The following is a 17,393-nucleotide window of genomic DNA, read 5'->3' on the forward strand; positions in this document are numbered from 1 at the left end:
CACCGTCGAGACGTTCCTCAACGCCGGTCACGGTTACGACGTCCGCTGCGAGACCGTCGCCGAGCACAGCCTGGAGACCTCCTCCTCACGCCGGCCGGCGGCGGCACACCCCTGACCTTCACGGAACCCCGCACGGCCCACGACGCCCTCCACTTCGAGGCCGCCGAAACCGCCCGCTGCATCGCCTCGGGCCGGCTGCGGACCGCGTACCGGACGCTGGTAGCCCCGGCGGTGGGCACGTCGAGCGGCACCGAGAGCGAAGTCGAACTAGGATCCGTACCCGTGGGAGAGGTCCCGGATGAGTTGATCAGGCTGGAACGCACCGCCGAGGAGGAGCGCGCGAAACTTGCGGGCCTCACCGGTGACGAGTACGACGCCCAGCTGCGCCGCTGGCGCGAGGCGTCCGACGCCGTGCGGGCGGCCGTCATCGCGCATGCCGCGGCCACCGGGTCCAGTCCGCACGATGTCGAGCACGCCGTACAGAAGGCTGTGCGGTGCAGCCAGGAGGACCCAGCCGTCGAGTAGCGGCCCGGGCCCCCTCGGGAATCCTCCTGAACAAGCCGGAACAAGGTCGAGCAGACAACCTGGGCTCGTTCAGCGATGCTGGACAAGGGTGGCACCCCTCCATGCGACAAGGAGCACGGCATGCCCACAGATCCGGTCGTACGATTCCTGGCAGCCCTGGACCCCGGTCACCGGGACACGATCGGCGCCAAACCGCGCCAGGAGCAGGAACGGCTCGCAGCGGCCTGGGAACGGGAGCTGGAGTCCGACGACGAGCTCGACACCCTCGACGAGCTGTCCCCGCCCGCCGCAGAGGCCGAGGCCGCCCGCCGCGTACTGGCCCGCGGAACCGGACTGAGCGGTTGATTCGGGCGGCCCTACCACTGCGACTGACTGTTGTGGAGCTGATGCAGTTCGTCCATCGACCTTCTCAGGCGTAGAACCGGGACAGGCTCTGGAGCACCGCGGCGGGCTTGGTGCCGCCTTCCACCTCGATCGCGCCGTCGACGGTGATCTGGACGCCGCCGGGCACCTCCTCCACCGAGGTGAGCCGGGCGGCCAGCCGGATGCGCGATCCGACCTTCACCGGCGCGGGAAAACGGACCTTGTTCAGGCCGTAGTTGACCTTCGTGGTCACGCCCTGCACATCCAGCAGCCCGGTGAAGAGGGGGATGAACAGTGACAAGGTGAGGTAGCCGTGCGCGATCGGCGCGCCGAAGGGGCCCTGGGCCGCGCGCTCCGGGTCGGTGTGGATCCACTGGTGGTCGCCGGTGGCGTCGGCGAAGGTGTCGATGCGCTCCTGGGTGACCTCCAGCCACTCGCTGGTGCCGAGGTCGCTGCCGGAGAGCTTCTTCAGTTCGTCCAGGCCGTTGACGGTGATGCTCATAAGTCGCCTTTCTTTTCAGGGAGTTGGGGTGCCGTAGCGGTTGCGTACCCGGGACTTGAGGAGTTTTCCGGAGGCGGTGCGCGGAAGTTCGCCGGTGACCACCACCGACTTGGGGATCTTGTACTTGGCGAGCCGCCCGGTCAGGGAGGCCAGCACCTCGTCCGGGTCGAGTTCGGCTCCCGGGGCGGGTACGACGACCGCGCGGGGCACCTCGCCCCACTTGTCGTCGGGGACGCCGATCACCGCGCACTCGGCGATGGCGGGGTGGGCGAGGAGGATGTCCTCGATCTCGGCGGGGTAGATGTTCTCCCCACCGGAGATGATCATGTCCTTGATCCGGTCGACGATGTACACGTACCCGTCCTCGTCGACCCTGGCCGCGTCCCCGCTGCGGAACCAGCCGTCCGCGAAGACGGCCTCGGTCTCCTCGGGCAGTCCCCAGTAGCCGGGCATGACATGCGGTCCGCGCACCACGACCTCGCCGGTCTCACCGACGTCGACCGGGGTGAGGTCGGGCCGTACCACCCGTACGTCGCTGAAGAAGTGCGGTACGCCCGCCGAGCCCGCCTTCTCGACCGCGTGCTCCGCGTCCAGGAACAGCGTGCCGGGCGCGGCCTCGGTCATGCCGTAGCCCTGGAGGAAGGTGAGCCCGCGCTGCTGGTAGGCGGCGATGAGCGGGGTCGGCACCGGTGATCCGCCGCAGGTCAGGATGCGGAGCGAGGAGAGGTCCGCGTCCGCCCAGCGGGGGTGCCGGGCGACCTGTTCGAACATCGTCGGGACCCCGAACATGAAGGTGATCCGGTGCCGTTCGATGAGGTCGAGGGTGGTCTCCGGGTCGAAGGCCTCGACCAGGACGCAGGTGCCGCCCTTGAGGAGCACCGGCAGGGTGAGCATGTTGAGGCCCGCGGTGTGGAACAGCGGGGCGGAGACCAGGGCGCGTTCGTCGGCGATCAGGTCGTGGTCGACCAGGACGTTGACGGCGTTCCAGGTGAGGTTGCCATGGGTGAGCATCGCGCCTTTGGGGCGGCCGGTCGTCCCGGAGGTGTACATGATGATGCAGGTGTCGTCCGTGGTGACCGGTTCGTCGATCGGTTCGTCCGGCGCGGACGCCAGGGCCTGTTCGTACGGTTCGCCGATCTCCAGGTAGGTGCGTACGTCCGTCCCGCCCGGCAGTCCCGCGACGAGACCGGCGTACGCGGGGCCGTGGACGAGGGCCTTGGCGCCGGAGTCGGCGAGCTGGTACGCGATCTCGGGGCCGGCGAGGCGGGTGTTGAGGGGCACGAAGACGGCACCCAGGGTGCCGGCGGCGAACAGGGTCTCCAGGTAGGCGGGGTGGTTGGGGCCGAGGTGGGCGATGCGGTCGCCGCGCCGGACGCCCCGGGCGCGCAGGGCGTGGGCGAGGCGGGTGACCCGTGTGTACAGGGTGCGGTAGTCGGTCGGCCGCTCGCCGTGGATCAGGGCGGTGCGGTGCGGGGTCTTGCGGGCCCGGCGTGCGGGCCACGACCCCAGTCCCTCGTTGCGCATCTGTCACCCCTTACGGCTTCGTCAGCCCGAGCAGACGGACCGCGTTCTCCTTGAGGATCTTCGGCCTGACCTCGTCCTTGATCGACAGCTTCGCGAAGTCGGCCAGCCACCGGTCCGGGGTGAGCACCGGGAAGTCGGAGCCGAACAGGACCTTGTCCTGCAGCAGCGTGTTGGCGTACTGCACCAGCTGCGGCGGGAAGTACTTCGGCGACCAGCCCGAGAGGTCGATGTGCACGCCGGGCTTGTGGGTCGCCACCGCCAGGGCCTCGTCCTGCCAGGGGAACGACGGATGCGCCAGGATGATCTTCAGATGGGGGAAGTCGGCGGCCACGTCGTCGACATGGAGCGGGTTGGAGTACTTCAGGCGGATGCCGCCCCCGCCGGGGACGCCGGCGCCGATGCCGGTCTGGCCGGTGTGGAAGAGCGCGATGGTGCCGGTCTCCTCGATCACCTCGTACAGGCCGTACGCCACGGAGCGGTCGTCGGGGAAGAAGCCCTGGATGCTGGGGTGGAACTTGAAGCCCCTCACCCCGTACTCCTCGACCAGCCGCCGGGCCTGCCGCACGCCCGCCTTCCCGCGGAAGGGGTCGATGGAGGCGAACGGGATCAGCACATCGGAGTTCGCGGCCGCGGCTTCGGCGACCTCCTCGTTGGGGACGGGCTCGGTGCCGGTCGCGGACTCGGCGTCCACCGTGAAGACGACGGCCGCCATCCGCCGCTCCCGGTAGTACGCGGCGGTCTCCTGAAGGGTGGGCTTCCGCTTGCCCTCGACCTTGAAGTAGGCGGAGGAGGCGTCGTGCAGGTCGTCGTCCAGGGAGGAGTGGCCCTTGGCGGACACCTCCGCGTGGGTGTGGACGTCGATCGCGACCAGTTCGTCCAGCTTCAGCGCGGGTACCATCACGCCTCCGGGATCTTCGGGGCGGGCATTCCGACGGTCTGCGGCTCGGCGCCGACCGAGGTGGGCCAGGCGTCGGCCAGTGCGTCGGAGGTCCAGCCGCCGTCGGCGTAGGCGGCGCGGATCTCCTGCGGATGCGACCAGAGTGCCACCTTGTCACCACCGATGCCGATGCACTGGCCGGTGACGCCGCGGGCGGCCTTGGAGGCCAGGAAGGGGACGAGGGCCGCGCAGTCCTCGGGGGTGCCGAAGCCCTCCCCCTTGCGCAGGAACGCCGGCAGCGGTTCGCCGTTGCGCATGGCCTCGACGTACGGGGCGAAGGCGGGGATGGTCTCGGTCATCGCGGTCGCGGCGACCGGCACGATCGCGTTGACAGTGATGTTCGCGCGGGCCAGCTCCATGGACCAGGTGCGGGCCATGGCGGCGATCCCGGCCTTGGCGGCGGCGTAGTTGGTCTGGCCGAAGTTGCCGCGCTGCCCGGCCGGGGAGCCGACGAGGACGAGGGTGCCGCCCTCGCCCTGCTCGCGCATGCGGACGGCGGCGGCTCGGGCGCAGGTGAAGGTGCCCCTGAGGTGGGTGGTGAGCACCGCGTCGAAGTCGTCGTCGGTCATCTTCCACAGCACCTTGTCGCGCAGGATGCCCGCGTTGGTGACCAGGACGTCGAGCCGGCCGTACTCCTCGACGGCACGGTTCACCAGCCGGTCGGCGGCCTCGGCGGTGCCGACCGGGACCACTTCGGCCACGGCGGTGCCGCCGGCCTCGGTGATGGACTTGACGGCCTGTTCGGCCACGGCTTCGTCGATGTCGTTGACGACCACGGACGCACCGTGGGCGGCGAGCGCGTGGGCATAGGCGAGGCCGAGGCCCCGGCCGCTTCCCGTGACGACGGCGGCCTTGCCGGTCAGATCGATGGTGGGCACGTGCGGTCCCTTCGCATGGCGGGGTGGTGGGGAGATCGAAGCTAAGAGCAATAATTGTTGTCGTCAATAGTTGTTGCCGACCTTCTGGTGCGTCATGCTGGACTCCGCACACGAGAAGCCATCCGGGGAGCGCCGACACCGGCACCCGGCGACCGAGACCAGGGAGCCCGTCATCGCCCGCCAGCACACCGACAACCCGACCGCCATCGACGCCGACGAGCCGTGGATGCGGGCCCTGCACGCGGACACGGGCTATCTGCTGTACCGCCTGGGCCTGCGCTCGGGTCAGGTGTTCAACACGTTCCTGCAGGAGTCGGGGCTGCGCCTGCGGCACTACGCCGTGCTGCGCTTCCTCGCCACCACCGAGGGCACGCTCCAGCGCGAGCTCAGCGCCCGGCTGGGCTACGACCCGAGCGCGATCGTCGGCCTGGTGGACGACCTGGAGAAGCTGGGCTTCGCCGAGCGCCGCCCCGCGCCGGAGGACCGCCGCAGCCGCATCGTCGTGCTCACCGAGGACGGTCGGGCATTCCTCCGCGACACGGACCAGGCGGGTCGGCGCGTGACCGACGAACTGCTCACCCCGCTCGACCCCGCCGAGCGGGAGACGCTGCACACCCTGCTGCTGCGTGTCGCGGGCAACGGGCTCACCTGACGCTTCGGCCGCCGGGGACATCCGGGCGGACGCGGCCTCGTAATGTGTTCCCGTGACCGGTCCTGTCCCCCGCCCCCAGTCCCTCCTGCTCAGCTTCCTCGGTGACGAGGTGCTGGGCCGCGGGGTGTGCGTGTACACGGGGAGCGTCATCGAGGTGTTCCGGCGCGCCGGTGTCGGCGAGCAGGCCACCCGGTCCACCCTCACCCGCATGGTCGCCCGCGGCCTGCTGAGCCGCCGGCGCGCGGGCCGGCGTACCTATGTCGGCCTCACCGACCGCTCGGAGGCGCTCCTGCGCGACGGCGAGCGGCGCATCTGGAAGTCCGGCGCGGTCAACCGGGACTGGGACGGCACCTGGACCCTGCTCGGCTTCTCGCTCCCGGAGTCGTGGCAGCGCCAGCGGCACGACCTGCGCTCCCAGTTGACCTGGGCGGGCTTCGGTGCGCTGTTCAGCGGGCTGTGGATCGCGCCCGGCGAGGTCGATGTCTCCGCGATCGTCGCCGAGTTGGGGCTGGCAGCGCATGTCAAGGTCTTCCGGGCGCATGCGGACGCCGACATGGACATCGCCGAGATGATCGACGACACCTGGGATCTGGGCGAACTGGCCGCTCGTTACCGGGACTTCGAGGATTCCTGGCGGCCGTACGCCTCGGGTGGCGCCGACCTGGCCGCCGAGGACGCCCTCGCGCTGCGCCTCCGGCTGACCGCCGAGTGGCTCCAGGTCATCCGCGGCGACCCCCGGCTGCCCGTACGGCATCTGCCGGCGGACTGGCCGGCGGCTGCGGCGGAAAAGACGTTCCGCACGGTCCACGCGCTGCTGGAGGCGCCCGCCCGGGACGCGGCGCGCCGGGTGATCGAGACGATTCCGGCGCAGTAGCGCCCGTTCACACGCGCCCGGCCTCCGCGCTTGGCCACCGCGCCCGGCCTCCATGCCTCGGTGCCCGGCCTTGGTGCCCGGCCTACGCGCGCGCTTCTGGCCGGAGCAATGTTGTGCACTCTCTTGACCCCCGCAAGAAAACAGCCCTACATTCCACCACACCTTCGTTCAGTGCACTGAGCATCTTCCCAGGTCCCCGCTCCGCAGCCTCCTTCAAGGAGCCACCTCCATGCCTGCCAGCACCCGCCCCCGAACTCCCCGCAGCCGCCTGCGGATCGCCCTGGCCGCCCTGGCCACGCTGACGTCCGCGGCCCTCGCCACCGCCCCCGCGACCGCCGCCCAGGCGGACCCGCCGACCACCGGCCACCTCACCGGCACCCTCTCCGACGGTGCCACCTGGATCGCGGACGTCCCCGCCCACTGGAACGGCACCCTGCTGCTGTTCAGCCACGGCTTCGGCCCCACCGTCGCCAAGGACGCCCCCTCCGACGCCGTGCGCACCGAGTTGCTCGCCGAGGGCTATGCGCTGGCCGGGTCGTCGTACGACCCCCATGGCTCGATGTGGGCCCTGAACAGCGCTGAACGCGACCAGTTCGCCACCCTCGACGCCGTCGGAGCGAAGATCGGAGCGCCGCGGCGCACTCTGGCCGTCGGCCAGTCCATGGGCGGGCTCGTCAACGCGCAGATCGCCCGGGACGGCGCAGGCCGTGTCGGCGGCGCGCTCGGCCTGTGCGGCCTGGTCGCGGGCGGCACCGACCTGGACAACTACCAGCTCGACGCCGAGTACACCATCGCCCGGCTGCTCCTGCCCGGACAGGAGGTCGGTCTGGTCCGCTTCGGCTCCGCCGACGCCGCGGCCGCCACCGCCAAGAGGCTCACCGACGCCGTCACCGCCGCACAGGCCACCCCGCAGGGCCGCGCCCGGATCGCGCTGGCCGCGGCCTTCCTCAACCTGCCCGCCTGGGCGCCCGGACAGGACCGGCCCGCACCGACGGACTGGCCGGGCCAGGAGGCGCAGCAGTACACGTGGTTCGCGCAGGGCATCCTCTCCTTCGTCGAGGGCGGCCGGTACGCTGTCGAGCAGTCCGCCGGCGGCAACAACTCCTGGAACCGGGGCGTCGACTACGCCCGCCTGCTGGCCGGCTCCGTCCACGCGCCGCAGGTCCGCGCGCTGTACCGGACGGCCGGGCTCGACCTGCACGCCGACCTGACGTCCCTCACCCGGGGCGCCGCCATCACCGCCGACCCCGCCGCGGTCGAGGCCGCGCAGCGCTCTTCTTCGGCCGGTCAGGGCCTCGGCGTGCCGCTGCTGGACGTGCACACCATCGCCGACAACCTGGTCCCGGTCGAACAGGAACGGCGGTTCGGCGACCGGGTGCGTACGGCCGGGGACGGCGCACTGCTGCGGCAGGCCTACGTGGAGCGGCAGGGCCACTGCACGTTCACCACCGCCGAGACCGTGGCCGCCCTGCACGCGCTCGAACACCGCGTCTCCTTGGGCCACTGGGACGATGCCGCGACCCCGGCCGCACTCCAACGCTCCGCCACCGCGCTCGGCCTGGACGGGGCGGCGTACGTCCCCTACCGCCCGGCACGCCTGACGGTCGGCCGCGACCGCCCGGCCCACCCCACCCACCACTGACACCGGGACCCGCTCATGTCCGACACATCCGCCGCCCCGCGCACTTCCCTCCCGCTCGGCACGCTCGTCGCCGGCTGTCTCGCCGTCTGTCTCGCTCAGATCGGCCTGGCCATACCGGCCACCCTCAACGGCCTGTTCCAGGAACACCTCCACCCCGTCGGCTCCCAACTCACCTGGATCTCCGACGCGTTCCTGCTGCCCGTCGCCGTCCTCGAACTCTCCTTCGGCGTGCTGGGCGACCTCTTCGGCCGCAAACAGCTCCTCGTCGGCGGCGCGGCGCTGCTCTGCGCGGGCGAGGTCGTCGCCGCGAGCGCCTCCGGCATCCATCAGCTGTGGGTGGGGCAGGCGCTGGCCGGGCTCGGCGCCGCCGCGCTCTTCCCCACCTCGCTCGCCATGATCGCGGCCGGCACGCACACCGGCCCGCAGCGCGCCCGCGCCATCGCCGTATGGGCCTCCAGCCTGTCCGCGGGCGGCTTCCTCGCCCCGCTGCTCGGCGGCATCACCGGCACCTACGGCTCATGGCGCGCGGCGTTCGTGGTGGTCGCCGTACTGGCCGCCGCGAGCGCCCTGGTGAGTCTGTGGCTGGCCACCAACTCCCGCTCCCCCGAGGGTCGTTCACTCGATGTGGGCGGCCAGATCACCATCGGCGTCGGTCTGTTCGCCCTGCTGTACGCCGTCATCCAGGGGCCGACGGACGGCTGGGGATCGGCCCCGGTGGTCGCTGCCTTCGTGATCGCCGCCGTGTTCGTGGGCCTGTTCCTGGCCGCCGAGAGCCGGGCCCGCTCCCCGCTGCTGCGCCTGGACCTGTTCCGCAACCGTTCCTTCGCGATCGCGTCGGCGGTCGCGGTCGTGGGCATGTTCAGCTTCCTGGGCACGGCGTACGCGGCGAGCATCCGGCTCGGCCCCATCCAGCACCAGAGCCCGATGCGCACCGCCTTCGCGTTCCTGCTGCTCAACGGCATCACCCCGGTCCTGACCCCGCTGACCTCCCGGCTGCTGCACCGGCTGCCCGCACGGGCACTGCTGACGGCCGGGCTGGCGCTGATCGCCGCGGGCGACTTCCTGGCCGCCGGACTCGACGTCGGCGACCGGAACCTGACCTCGCTGATCCTTCCCCTCGGACTGGTCGGCATCGGCTTCGCCTTCACGGTGTCGTCCATCACCGCGACCGCCGTCAACACGGTGCCGCTGCCGCTGGCCGGCATGGCGAGCGCGGCGACCAACCTGCTGCGCGACTTCGGCTTCACCCTCGGCCCCGCGGTCATCGGCGCGGTCGCGCTGAGCCAGGCGGCTTCCCGGGTGACCTCCTCGCTGGCCGGCTCCTCGTCCCTCAACGCGGAGTCGAAAGCGGCGGCCCACGCGGTGCTGCAGGAGGGCGGCCCGCTCGCCCTGAACTCCGTCCCCGCCGCCTCCCCGCCGGGCGCCGCCCGCGCCTACGCCCTGGACGCCCTCGGCCACGGCTACGCGATCGGGTTCGTGGTGTGCGGCTCGGCCGCCCTGTTCTCGGCGCTGCTGGTGGTCACGGCACTGCACGGGCGTACGACGGAGGAGAGCGCGTCGCCGGCGGCGACGGACGGCACGGAGCAGGCCGCCCTGACCACGGGATGACACCCGCTCGGCGCGCCCCGGGGCTGCTCGGCACCCCGGGGCGCGGCTCGTCGGCTTGCTTGCGGCCGGCCAAGGCGTGGCGGTCGAGGCCCACCGGCGCCCATCGCGTGGTCGATGCCCTCTTCCCCTGGAGGACCCGAGGGCACGGCCGCGAGCTCGCCGAACGGCGCAGGGCCGGTCCGAGCAGCGCTCGCGGCTTGCCGTGCGGACCGCCGTACCAAGCGGCCGAAAGCCGACGCGCGCTGCTGACAAGGTCGATGACGGTACGTCAGCATGAGGAGCGTGTCCGAGAAGCCGAGCACACCCCGCCGGATCGCCGACGACCACGTCGCGCAGGTCGCCGCCCTCGACCCCATGACCTCGACCCGACTCGGTCTGCATCCCGAGGACGACCGGCAGCCGGATCTGTCTCCGGCGGGCTGGGAGGCCCTCGCCGAACTAGCCCGCCGAACGCTGTCCGTGCTCGACGCCGCCGAGCGGGACGCCGAGAAGAACGGGGTGGTGTTCGAGGGCACCGAGCGGAACTGTGCCCGGCTGCTGCGGGAGAGGCTGACCGCGGAACTCGCCCTGCACGAGGCGGGTGACCGGTTCCGCGAGCTGAGCAACGGCAACTCACCCCTGCACAGGGTGCGAGGCATCTTCACCCTGATGCCCACCGACACCGACGAGGACTGGGCGGCCGTCGCCGGGCGGCTGCGGAACCTGCCCGGCGCGCTGGACGGCTTCCGGGCCACTCTGACCGAGGGCATCACCCGCGGACTGCTGTGCGCACCGCGCCAGGCCCGCGCCGTCATCGGGCAACTCGCCGCCTGGACCGGCCAGGACACCGGCGGGGCGAGTTGGTTCGCCGCGTTCGTGGCCGCCGGTCCGGACCGGCTCAGGCGCGAACTGGACGCGGCCGCCGACCGGGCGACGACCGCGGTGGCCGGCTTCCGCGACTGGCTGCGCCACACCTACCTGCCCGCCGCGGACGGCACCCCGGACGCCGTCGGCCGCGAGCGCTACCTGCGCTGGGCCCGCTGGTACAACGGCATCGCTCCCGACCCGGCCGAGACCTACGCCTGGGGCTGGGAGGAGTTCCACCGGACGGTCGCCGAGATGAGGGCCGAGGCCGACCGGATCCTCCCGGGCGCCTCCGTTCGGGAGACCATGGACCATCTGAACCGGCGCGGCCACGCCGTCACGGGCGAGGAGAACATCCGCGCCTGGCTCCAGCAGGTCATGGACGAGGCGATCGACGCCCTCGACGGCACCCATTTCGACATCTCGGGCCCGCTGCGCCGGGCCGAGACGAGGATCGCGCCCGCGGGCAGCGCGGGCGCCCCCTACTACAACGGGCCCAGCCTCGACTTCAGGCGCCCCGGGCGCACCTACCTGCCCACGCTGTGCCAACAGACCTTCCCCACCTGGGAGATCGTCAGCACCTGGTACCACGAGGGCGTCCCGGGGCACCACCTGCAGACCGCCCGGTGGACCGCCGCCGCGGACATCCTCAGCACCTACCAGATCACCCTCGGCGCAGTCAGCGCCGACAAGGAAGGCTGGGCCCTGTACGCCGAGCGGCTCATGGACGAACTGGGCTTCCTCACGGACCCCGCCCGCCGCCTCGGCTACCTGGACAAGCAGATGCTCCGCATCATCCGCGTGATCGTGGACATCGGCATGCACCTGGAACTCGCCATCCCGACCGACTCGGGCTTCCACCCCGGCGAACGCTGGACCCCGGACCTCGCCACCGCGTTCATGGCCGCGCACCACGGCGGCGACACCGCACGCCGCCTCAGCGAGATCGACCGTTATCTGGGCCGGCCCGGCCAGGCCATCGGCTACAAGCTGGGAGAGCGCGCCTGGCTGGAGGGGCGTGCGGCCTCCCGCCGCCGCCTCGGCGCCGGTTTCGACCTGCGGACCTGGCACATGAAGGCACTCACCCAGGGCTCGCTGGGCCTCGCCGACCTGGCCGACACCCTCTCGTCGCTGTAGGGCAACAGAGGAGGTCCCCAGTCCAGCCGCCCCGCTCCGGCCCTCTCACAGACCTTCGCGGAGCCGGTGAGGGGCCGGTTCGGGGAACCGGTTCAGAAGCGGGGTGCCTGCGGTGTGTGCCGCGGCGCGGGGACGATCCGCGGGTTCACGCCGGGGCTGCGGCGGTCGGACGGCCTGCAGGTGACGTCGTGCGCCGGAAGCCTTCCGGTGCTCAGGTAGGCGTTGACGGCGCGGTTGGCGCAGGCGCGTGGGTCGTCGGAGTAGACGCCGTGGCCCTCGCCGCCCCTGACGTACACCATGCGCGAGCCTTTCAGGGCGTGGTGCATGCCGAGGCCGCTGACCAGGGGCGTCTGGGAGTCCCACTGGTTCTGGACGGTGAGCACGCCGACGCTGTTGTCCACCGCGGTGACGGGCTCGGCCGGCTTGTCCCAGAACGCGCAGGGCGTGATGTTGGAGCCGAAGTCGCCGTAGAGGGGGTACTTGGCCTTGTCCCGGATCGCGTCACGCCGGTACTGCTCGGGGTCGCGGGGCCAGGCCGCTGTGTCGCCGCAGACCACGGCCCAGAAGACGGCGGAGCCGTTGTCGCCCGGTGGCTCTGCGGCGGGCGCCCCGGGGTGGCGCGGCCCCTGCTGGTCGTCCGGTACGGCGGAACTCCCGGCGACCGCATGGCCGTCGGCAGCCTTCTTGAGGTTGACGACCGCCTCGGCCGCCACCTTGGGGGTGAAGAACTCGGCGCGCAGGGAGGCACGGATGTCGTCCCCGGTGAGCTTTTCGCCGCCTTCGTCGATGGGCGTGCGATCGGCTCGGGCGACCAGGTCCCAGAACGTCTTCTTCACCTTGGCCGGGCTGTTGCCGAGTCGGTAGGTACGGTCGCGCTGTGCGGTCCACTTCGTCCAGCGGGTGAACGCCGGCTCGGTGCCCTCGGCCCAGACCTGGATCATGCCGCGCCAGACCCGCGCGGGGTCGACGGCGCTGTCCAGCACGATGCGATCGGTCCGCTGCGAGAACATCTGCGCGAAGACGGCCCCGAGGTAGGTGCCGTAGGAGTAGCCCAGGTAGGAGATCTTCCGCTCGCCCAGAACGGCGCGGATGACGTCCATGTCGCGGGCGGTGTTGCGGGTGGTGAAGTACCTCAGCCTGTCGCCGTTCCTCGCACGGCACTTGTCGGCGACGGTCCGGGCCCACGTCACGTCGTGGCTGAACGTCTCCGGCCTGTAGGGGTGTTCGAAGGCCTGCTCCTGGTCGGTGAGACCGCAGGTGAGCGGGCTGCTCCGGCCCACGCCGCGCGGGTCGAACCCGATGAGGTCGTACTGCTCGCGTACGTTTTTGGGCATCGCGTCCTTCATCATGACCGGCATGTCCAGGCCCTCGCCGCCCGGGCCGCCGGGGTTGAAGAGGATCGCGCCGTGCCGCTTGCCGGGGACACTGGTCCTGATGCGGGAGATGGCCAGCTTGATCGTCGTGGCGTCGGGCCGGCTGTAGTCGAGCGGGACGTCGATCGTCGCGCACTGGAACGCGGCGGGCTGCGACGCGTCGCATCTGTGCCAGGCGGGCTTCTGGTGCGCGAATCCGTTCAGTGGTTCCGCCGCGGATGCCTGCGCCGGGGCGAGGGCGGGGACCAGCGTTGCCGCGACTCCTAAGGCGAGCAAGGGCGCCATGCGTCCTATCCGCACGATGGCCGTTCCTTTCGATCAACTTCCAGGACGGCAGGACCATTTCGCATCGGGCGACGCGCGCGAATCCCTCTGCAGACCGGTCTTGTTACGACTCACGACGGACACGGAAAGAGACGTTCGGCGGAGAACCCGAACAGGCTGATCCTCGTCCGCACCGGGCGCCGGCACGGCCGAGGCGCGGATGCGTTACGCGGACCTGCGGCGTGCGCGGACCCAGCCGAGGAGGACCACCGAGCACAGTGCGGCCACGGCGCACCAGGTCGACACGAACTCCAGCCGCCACAACGCCCAGCACGCCGTCGCGCCCACGGCGGCCAGCACGCCCAGCACGAGCAGCCGCCGGTCCCCGGACAGCAGCAGAGAGCCCACCGTGGCCAGCAAGTAGCCCATGACGAGCAGAGGTACGGGGGAGGCATGCAGGACGTACCCGACGGTGTGGCCGCGGATCTGGGCCGTCACGGGTTCGGTGGCAAGGCCGCGGGCGAGCCACGCGGCGGTCAACACTCCTGCGGCGAGCGGGAAGGCCAGCCGGAGCCGCGCATGGGGCGGGGCGACCCACATCACTCCCGCCGGGACCCACACCGCCAGCAGCGGCAGGGCGATGACGGCCCATACGACGGTCGCGGGTCCGCCGCCTCCGCCCGAGCGCCACACCACCGACTCGACGATCTGGTGGGCCCCCAGCAGCAACGGCAGTGCGGCGAGCGGGAGTTCCCGGCCCTGGCGCACGTGCGCCACACACGCCACCCCGACCGCCGCGACAGCGCTGCCTGCCGCGAGATCCGCCGTCGCACTCCAGCACATCACGCCACCAAGAGGTCGCCGCCGAGCGGTCCGCCACGAGCCGCCGCTTCTGCCGCCGACCACGCTACGTCCTTCCGCTGCGGGGCCCGATGATGGTTGGCTTGCCCCGGCCTTCGCGCCACCACCCCCGTCCGTCAGGAGGAACACCGCACCATGAGCAGCGGCTACGCGTACGAGTACAAGGTCGTCACCTTCCGGGAGTCGCTGATCGGCGACGCGCTGGACAGCGACAAACTGGAGAAGGTCCTGAACAAGCACGCCGAGGACGGCTGGGGCCTGAAGGCCATCACCTCCGCCGACGTCAAGGGCCGCATGGGCCCCGGAGCCGTGGAAGGGCTGCTGCTGACCTTCGAGCGCCCGCGCCAGTAGCACCCGCGGCCGGTCCGGAGACACACCCGGGTCGTTGTGAGACCGTGGTGTCAGTAACCCCGCCCGCGGATGCGGCCGACACGATGGATCTCAGGGATCTGGCCGACCAGCACGGGGGCGATCCGTTCGGCATCACATCTGCCGCCGTCGCCCTTGTGGACGTACACGGCCTGATCCGCTACTGGAGCCACCGGGCGGAAGGCCTCCTCGGGTATCCGGCGCCCAGTGTGCTGGGGCGGCCCGCGACCTCCCTCCTCACCAGCGATCGCTCACCGGCCTCCCTGCTCGCCGAGGCGCAGCGGGTCGGGGAGGGCTGGGAGGGACTGATCACCGCGCGTCACCGGGCGGGCCACCCGGTCGAACTGGCCCTGCGGGTGTGTCCGCTGCACGCGGAGCAGGGTGCCGTATGGCTCGCCGTGGCCTGTGAGGTCTCCGACTCGCGCCGGTGGGCACTCGATCAGGCCGTGGTGCGCGGCCTCCTGAAGGAGTCGCCGATCGGCATCGCCGTCCTCGACAGTGAGCTGCGCTTCCAGTGGGTGAACCAGGTGCTGGCCGCCATGGAGGGCCTGCCGGCCGACCTCGCAGCCCCCCGCACGACTGCGCCCGCCGCACTGGCACAGGTGCCCACCGCCGTGGACTGGCAGGCGCGGCAGGCGCTGACATCGGGCCGGATCACGCCGGCCGTGGAGCACGTGGCGCCCCCGCACGGCATGTCCCGCCGGAACTCGCAGGGCCAGCTCAGGCTCCGCTCGTCCTTCCCGCTGAGAGACGTCGACGGCAAGACGCTGGGAGTGTGTCACACCGCTGTCGACTTCACCGCCCAGGACCGGGCACGCGAGCGGCTCGCGCTGGTCAACGAGGCGGCGCAGCGCATAGGCACCACCCTGGACCTCGACCGCACGGTGCAGGAGCTGGCCGAGGTGCTCGTGCCGCAGCTCGCCGACTTCGTGGCGATCGACCTCTTCCAGGGCGTCCTCGCGGCGAGGGACCTCACCCCCGGGCCCATCACCGGCGGCACGCTCCAGCGGGCAGCGCACCTGTCGATCCACGCGGAGCTGCCAGAGGCGATCGTGCCCATCGGTGAGCCCACCGGATACCCCTCGAAGTCCCCGCAACGACGCTGTCTGACCACGGGCCGGCCGATCCTCGATCCGGTGCTGGACACGACGACGTGGTGGCTGGCCGGCGATGAGCAGCGCCTGTCCAAGCTGCTCAGCCTCGGTGTGCACACCCACCTGGTGGTGCCGCTCCGGGCGCGGGGCGCGACCATGGGGGTGGTCACGCTGCTGCGCTGGGAGAACCCCGGCCCGTTCGACGAGGACGACCTGCTGCTCGTGGAGGAGCTGGTGGCGCGGGCCGCGGTGTGCGTGGACAACGCCCGGCGGTTCGTGCGCGAGCACAACGCGGCCCTCGCCCTGCAGACCAGCCTGCTGCCCCCGGACCTGCCCGATCACTGCGCCGTCGAGGTCGCCTACCGCTATCTGCCGACCGACGCCGAGGCCGGTGTGGGGGGCGACTGGTTCGACGTCATCCCGCTCTCCGGCGCCCGCATCGCCCTGGTCGTGGGGGACGTCGTGGGCCATGGCATCCACGCCGCGGCCAGCATGGGCCGGCTGCGTGCGGCGGTGCAGACACTGGCCGACATGGACCTGCCCCCCGACGAGCTCCTCGCCCACGTCGACGACCTCGTCCTGCGCCTGGCCGAAGAGGCGGAAGCAGCGGAGAGCGGGCCGGTGGTGATCGGCGCGACCTGCGTGTACGCGGTCTACGACCCGATCTCGCGGAAACTCAGCGTGGCGCGCGCCGGGCACCCCACCCCCGCCATCGCCCACCTCAGCGAGCCGGTGGAACTGCCCGACATTCCCGCCGGCCCCCCGCTGGGCCTGGGCGGTCTGCCCTTCGAGTCGGCCGAGATCGAGCTGGAGGAGGGCAGCGTCGTCGCCCTGTACACCGACGGGCTGATCGAGGCCTCGGACCGCGATGTCGACGTCGGTTTCGAGCGGCTGTGCTTCGCCCTGGCCCACCCCGACCGGCCGCTGGAGGAGATCTGTGACACGATGGTCCGCATTCTTCTGCCGGATCATCCGCGCGACGACGTGGCCTTCCTCATCGCCCGCACGCGCGCCCTCCCTGCCGACCGGGTGGCCTCCTGGGAGGTGCCCGCCGACCCCCGTGCGGTGCACGAGGCGCGCGACCATGCCGTCCGCTGCCTGGCGGCATGGGGTCTGGAGGACATCGCCTTCACCACCGAGCTGATCGTGAGCGAGCTGATCACCAACGCCATCAAGCATGCCTGTGGACCGATCGGCCTGCGTCTGATCCACGAACGGACGCTCATCTGTGAGGTGTCGGACGCCGGCAACACCTCGCCCCATATGCGCCGTGCCCGCACCACCGACGAGGGAGGGCGAGGTCTCTTCCTGGTCGCGCAGGTCGCCCAGCGCTGGGGCACGCGGTACACCGCCACGGGCAAGACCATCTGGGCGGAGCAACAGCTGCCGAACGACGTGTCCTCCCGCGCGCAGGCACGAGGACGAGGTGACACCGTCCCCGTGCCCCACCGGGTCGAGGAACTGCTCTCGGACGAGCACTGAACGGCGCGCCCGGCCCCCGGACAGGGCCGTGCCTCACCCTACCGCGTCCGGTGCGCCTGCACGCCGCAGGTCGCCGCGCCCGAGCAGCTCGAAGCCGGCGTCGGTGACGAGGGTGTCCAGCAGCTCGACCCGGTTGTGCGCCATGGCATGGCCGACCCCACCGTGCACCAGGTGCCGGTCGATCCGGGTCTTCGGCGGCCGGAACTCCACCACCAGCAGCCGCCCGCCGGGCCGCAGGACGCGGTACATCTCGCGCAGCGCGGTGGGCCGCAGCTCCTCCGGCAGATGGTGCAGCATCAGACTCGTGACGACGGTGTCGAAGGAGCCGTCCGGAAAGTCGAGGGCCTCGGTGACCTTGTTGCCGCCGACCGCGAAGATCCAGTTGCCGTACCTGGTGCGCAGCAGCACCCAGGTGGCCAGGGCGGCGTAGACCAGCCACCACACCACCGTGATCTTCACCTGGAC

16 protein-coding genes are annotated in these 17,393 nt (G+C 71.7%); 9 read left to right on the forward strand and 7 right to left on the reverse strand.

Features of this window, described 5'->3' with window-relative positions; translation table 11 throughout:
• The first annotated feature begins 282 nt into the window (after window positions 1–282).
• Together ACWC2T_RS36255 and ACWC2T_RS36260 are read left to right on the forward strand one after the other, a co-directional pair.
• Window positions 283–525 carry a hypothetical protein gene (locus tag ACWC2T_RS36255; RefSeq protein WP_450674593.1) on the forward strand — a complete coding sequence of 81 codons (243 nt, stop codon included), beginning with the start codon at window positions 283–285 and terminating at the stop codon, window positions 523–525.
• Between the two features lie 120 nt (window positions 526–645).
• Window positions 646–870 carry a hypothetical protein gene (locus tag ACWC2T_RS36260; protein ID WP_450674594.1) on the forward strand — a complete coding sequence of 75 codons (225 nt, stop codon included), beginning with the start codon at window positions 646–648 and terminating at the stop codon, window positions 868–870.
• A 64-nt stretch (window positions 871–934) separates the two neighbouring features.
• Here ACWC2T_RS36260 and ACWC2T_RS36265 read toward each other — a convergent pair whose 3' ends face one another.
• From ACWC2T_RS36265 to ACWC2T_RS36280, 4 genes are read right to left on the reverse strand one after another with little or no spacing between them, the layout of a single operon-like run.
• A complete protein-coding gene (locus tag ACWC2T_RS36265; protein WP_450674595.1) occupies window positions 935–1,390 on the reverse strand; it encodes a MaoC family dehydratase in 456 nt (151 codons plus the stop codon).
• A 15-nt stretch (window positions 1,391–1,405) separates the two neighbouring features.
• On the reverse strand, window positions 1,406–2,914 hold the full coding sequence (menE, locus tag ACWC2T_RS36270; RefSeq protein WP_450674596.1) for an o-succinylbenzoate--CoA ligase: 1,509 nt from the start codon (window positions 2,912–2,914) through the stop codon (window positions 1,406–1,408).
• A gap of 10 nt (window positions 2,915–2,924) precedes the next feature.
• Window positions 2,925–3,800 carry an amidohydrolase family protein gene (locus ACWC2T_RS36275; RefSeq protein ID WP_450674607.1) on the reverse strand — a complete coding sequence of 292 codons (876 nt, stop codon included), beginning with the start codon at window positions 3,798–3,800 and terminating at the stop codon, window positions 2,925–2,927.
• An 11-nt stretch (window positions 3,801–3,811) separates the two neighbouring features.
• Window positions 3,812–4,729, reverse strand: a complete 918-nt coding sequence (locus tag ACWC2T_RS36280) for an SDR family NAD(P)-dependent oxidoreductase (RefSeq protein WP_450674597.1) — start codon at window positions 4,727–4,729, stop codon at window positions 3,812–3,814.
• A 94-nt stretch (window positions 4,730–4,823) separates the two neighbouring features.
• Here ACWC2T_RS36280 and ACWC2T_RS36285 point away from each other — a divergent pair, with 94 nt between their 5' ends.
• The 5 genes from ACWC2T_RS36285 (at window position 4,824) to ACWC2T_RS36305 (ending at window position 11,485) form a co-directional block, all read left to right on the forward strand.
• Complete coding sequence (locus ACWC2T_RS36285; RefSeq protein ID WP_450674598.1) at window positions 4,824–5,381, forward strand: MarR family winged helix-turn-helix transcriptional regulator; 558 nt, start codon at window positions 4,824–4,826, stop codon at window positions 5,379–5,381.
• A gap of 52 nt (window positions 5,382–5,433) precedes the next feature.
• Window positions 5,434–6,255: a PaaX family transcriptional regulator gene (locus ACWC2T_RS36290; protein WP_450674599.1), complete on the forward strand. Its 822-nt coding sequence runs from the start codon at window positions 5,434–5,436 to the stop codon at window positions 6,253–6,255.
• Window positions 6,256–6,484: 229 nt separating this feature from the next.
• Complete coding sequence (locus ACWC2T_RS36295; protein ID WP_450674600.1) at window positions 6,485–7,897, forward strand: alpha/beta hydrolase; 1,413 nt, start codon at window positions 6,485–6,487, stop codon at window positions 7,895–7,897.
• A 15-nt stretch (window positions 7,898–7,912) separates the two neighbouring features.
• Complete coding sequence (locus ACWC2T_RS36300; protein ID WP_450674601.1) at window positions 7,913–9,505, forward strand: MFS transporter; 1,593 nt, start codon at window positions 7,913–7,915, stop codon at window positions 9,503–9,505.
• 273 nt (window positions 9,506–9,778) lie between these two features.
• Window positions 9,779–11,485 (forward strand): DUF885 domain-containing protein, encoded by a 1,707-nt coding sequence (locus ACWC2T_RS36305; RefSeq protein WP_450674602.1) that lies wholly within the window; start codon window positions 9,779–9,781, stop codon window positions 11,483–11,485.
• 92 nt (window positions 11,486–11,577) lie between these two features.
• Here the strand turns inward: ACWC2T_RS36305 and ACWC2T_RS36310 are convergent, their stop codons facing one another.
• Both ACWC2T_RS36310 and ACWC2T_RS36315 read right to left on the reverse strand, forming a co-directional pair.
• Complete coding sequence (locus ACWC2T_RS36310) at window positions 11,578–13,143, reverse strand: alpha/beta hydrolase (RefSeq protein WP_450674608.1); 1,566 nt, start codon at window positions 13,141–13,143, stop codon at window positions 11,578–11,580.
• Window positions 13,144–13,347: 204 nt separating this feature from the next.
• Window positions 13,348–13,965: a DUF6629 family protein gene (locus ACWC2T_RS36315; RefSeq protein ID WP_450674603.1), complete on the reverse strand. Its 618-nt coding sequence runs from the start codon at window positions 13,963–13,965 to the stop codon at window positions 13,348–13,350.
• Window positions 13,966–14,118: 153 nt separating this feature from the next.
• Here ACWC2T_RS36315 and ACWC2T_RS36320 point away from each other — a divergent pair, with 153 nt between their 5' ends.
• Complete coding sequence (locus ACWC2T_RS36320; RefSeq protein ID WP_450674604.1) at window positions 14,119–14,334, forward strand: DUF4177 domain-containing protein; 216 nt, start codon at window positions 14,119–14,121, stop codon at window positions 14,332–14,334.
• A gap of 83 nt (window positions 14,335–14,417) precedes the next feature.
• On the forward strand, window positions 14,418–16,928 hold the full coding sequence (locus ACWC2T_RS36325; protein WP_450674605.1) for a SpoIIE family protein phosphatase: 2,511 nt from the start codon (window positions 14,418–14,420) through the stop codon (window positions 16,926–16,928).
• A 33-nt stretch (window positions 16,929–16,961) separates the two neighbouring features.
• Here the strand turns inward: ACWC2T_RS36325 and ACWC2T_RS36330 are convergent.
• Window positions 16,962–17,393: methyltransferase domain-containing protein (locus ACWC2T_RS36330; protein ID WP_450674606.1), on the reverse strand; the 432-nt coding region annotated here is incomplete at its 5' end.

The sequence above is a fragment of the Streptomyces sp. NPDC001393 genome, from assembly GCF_053597455.1.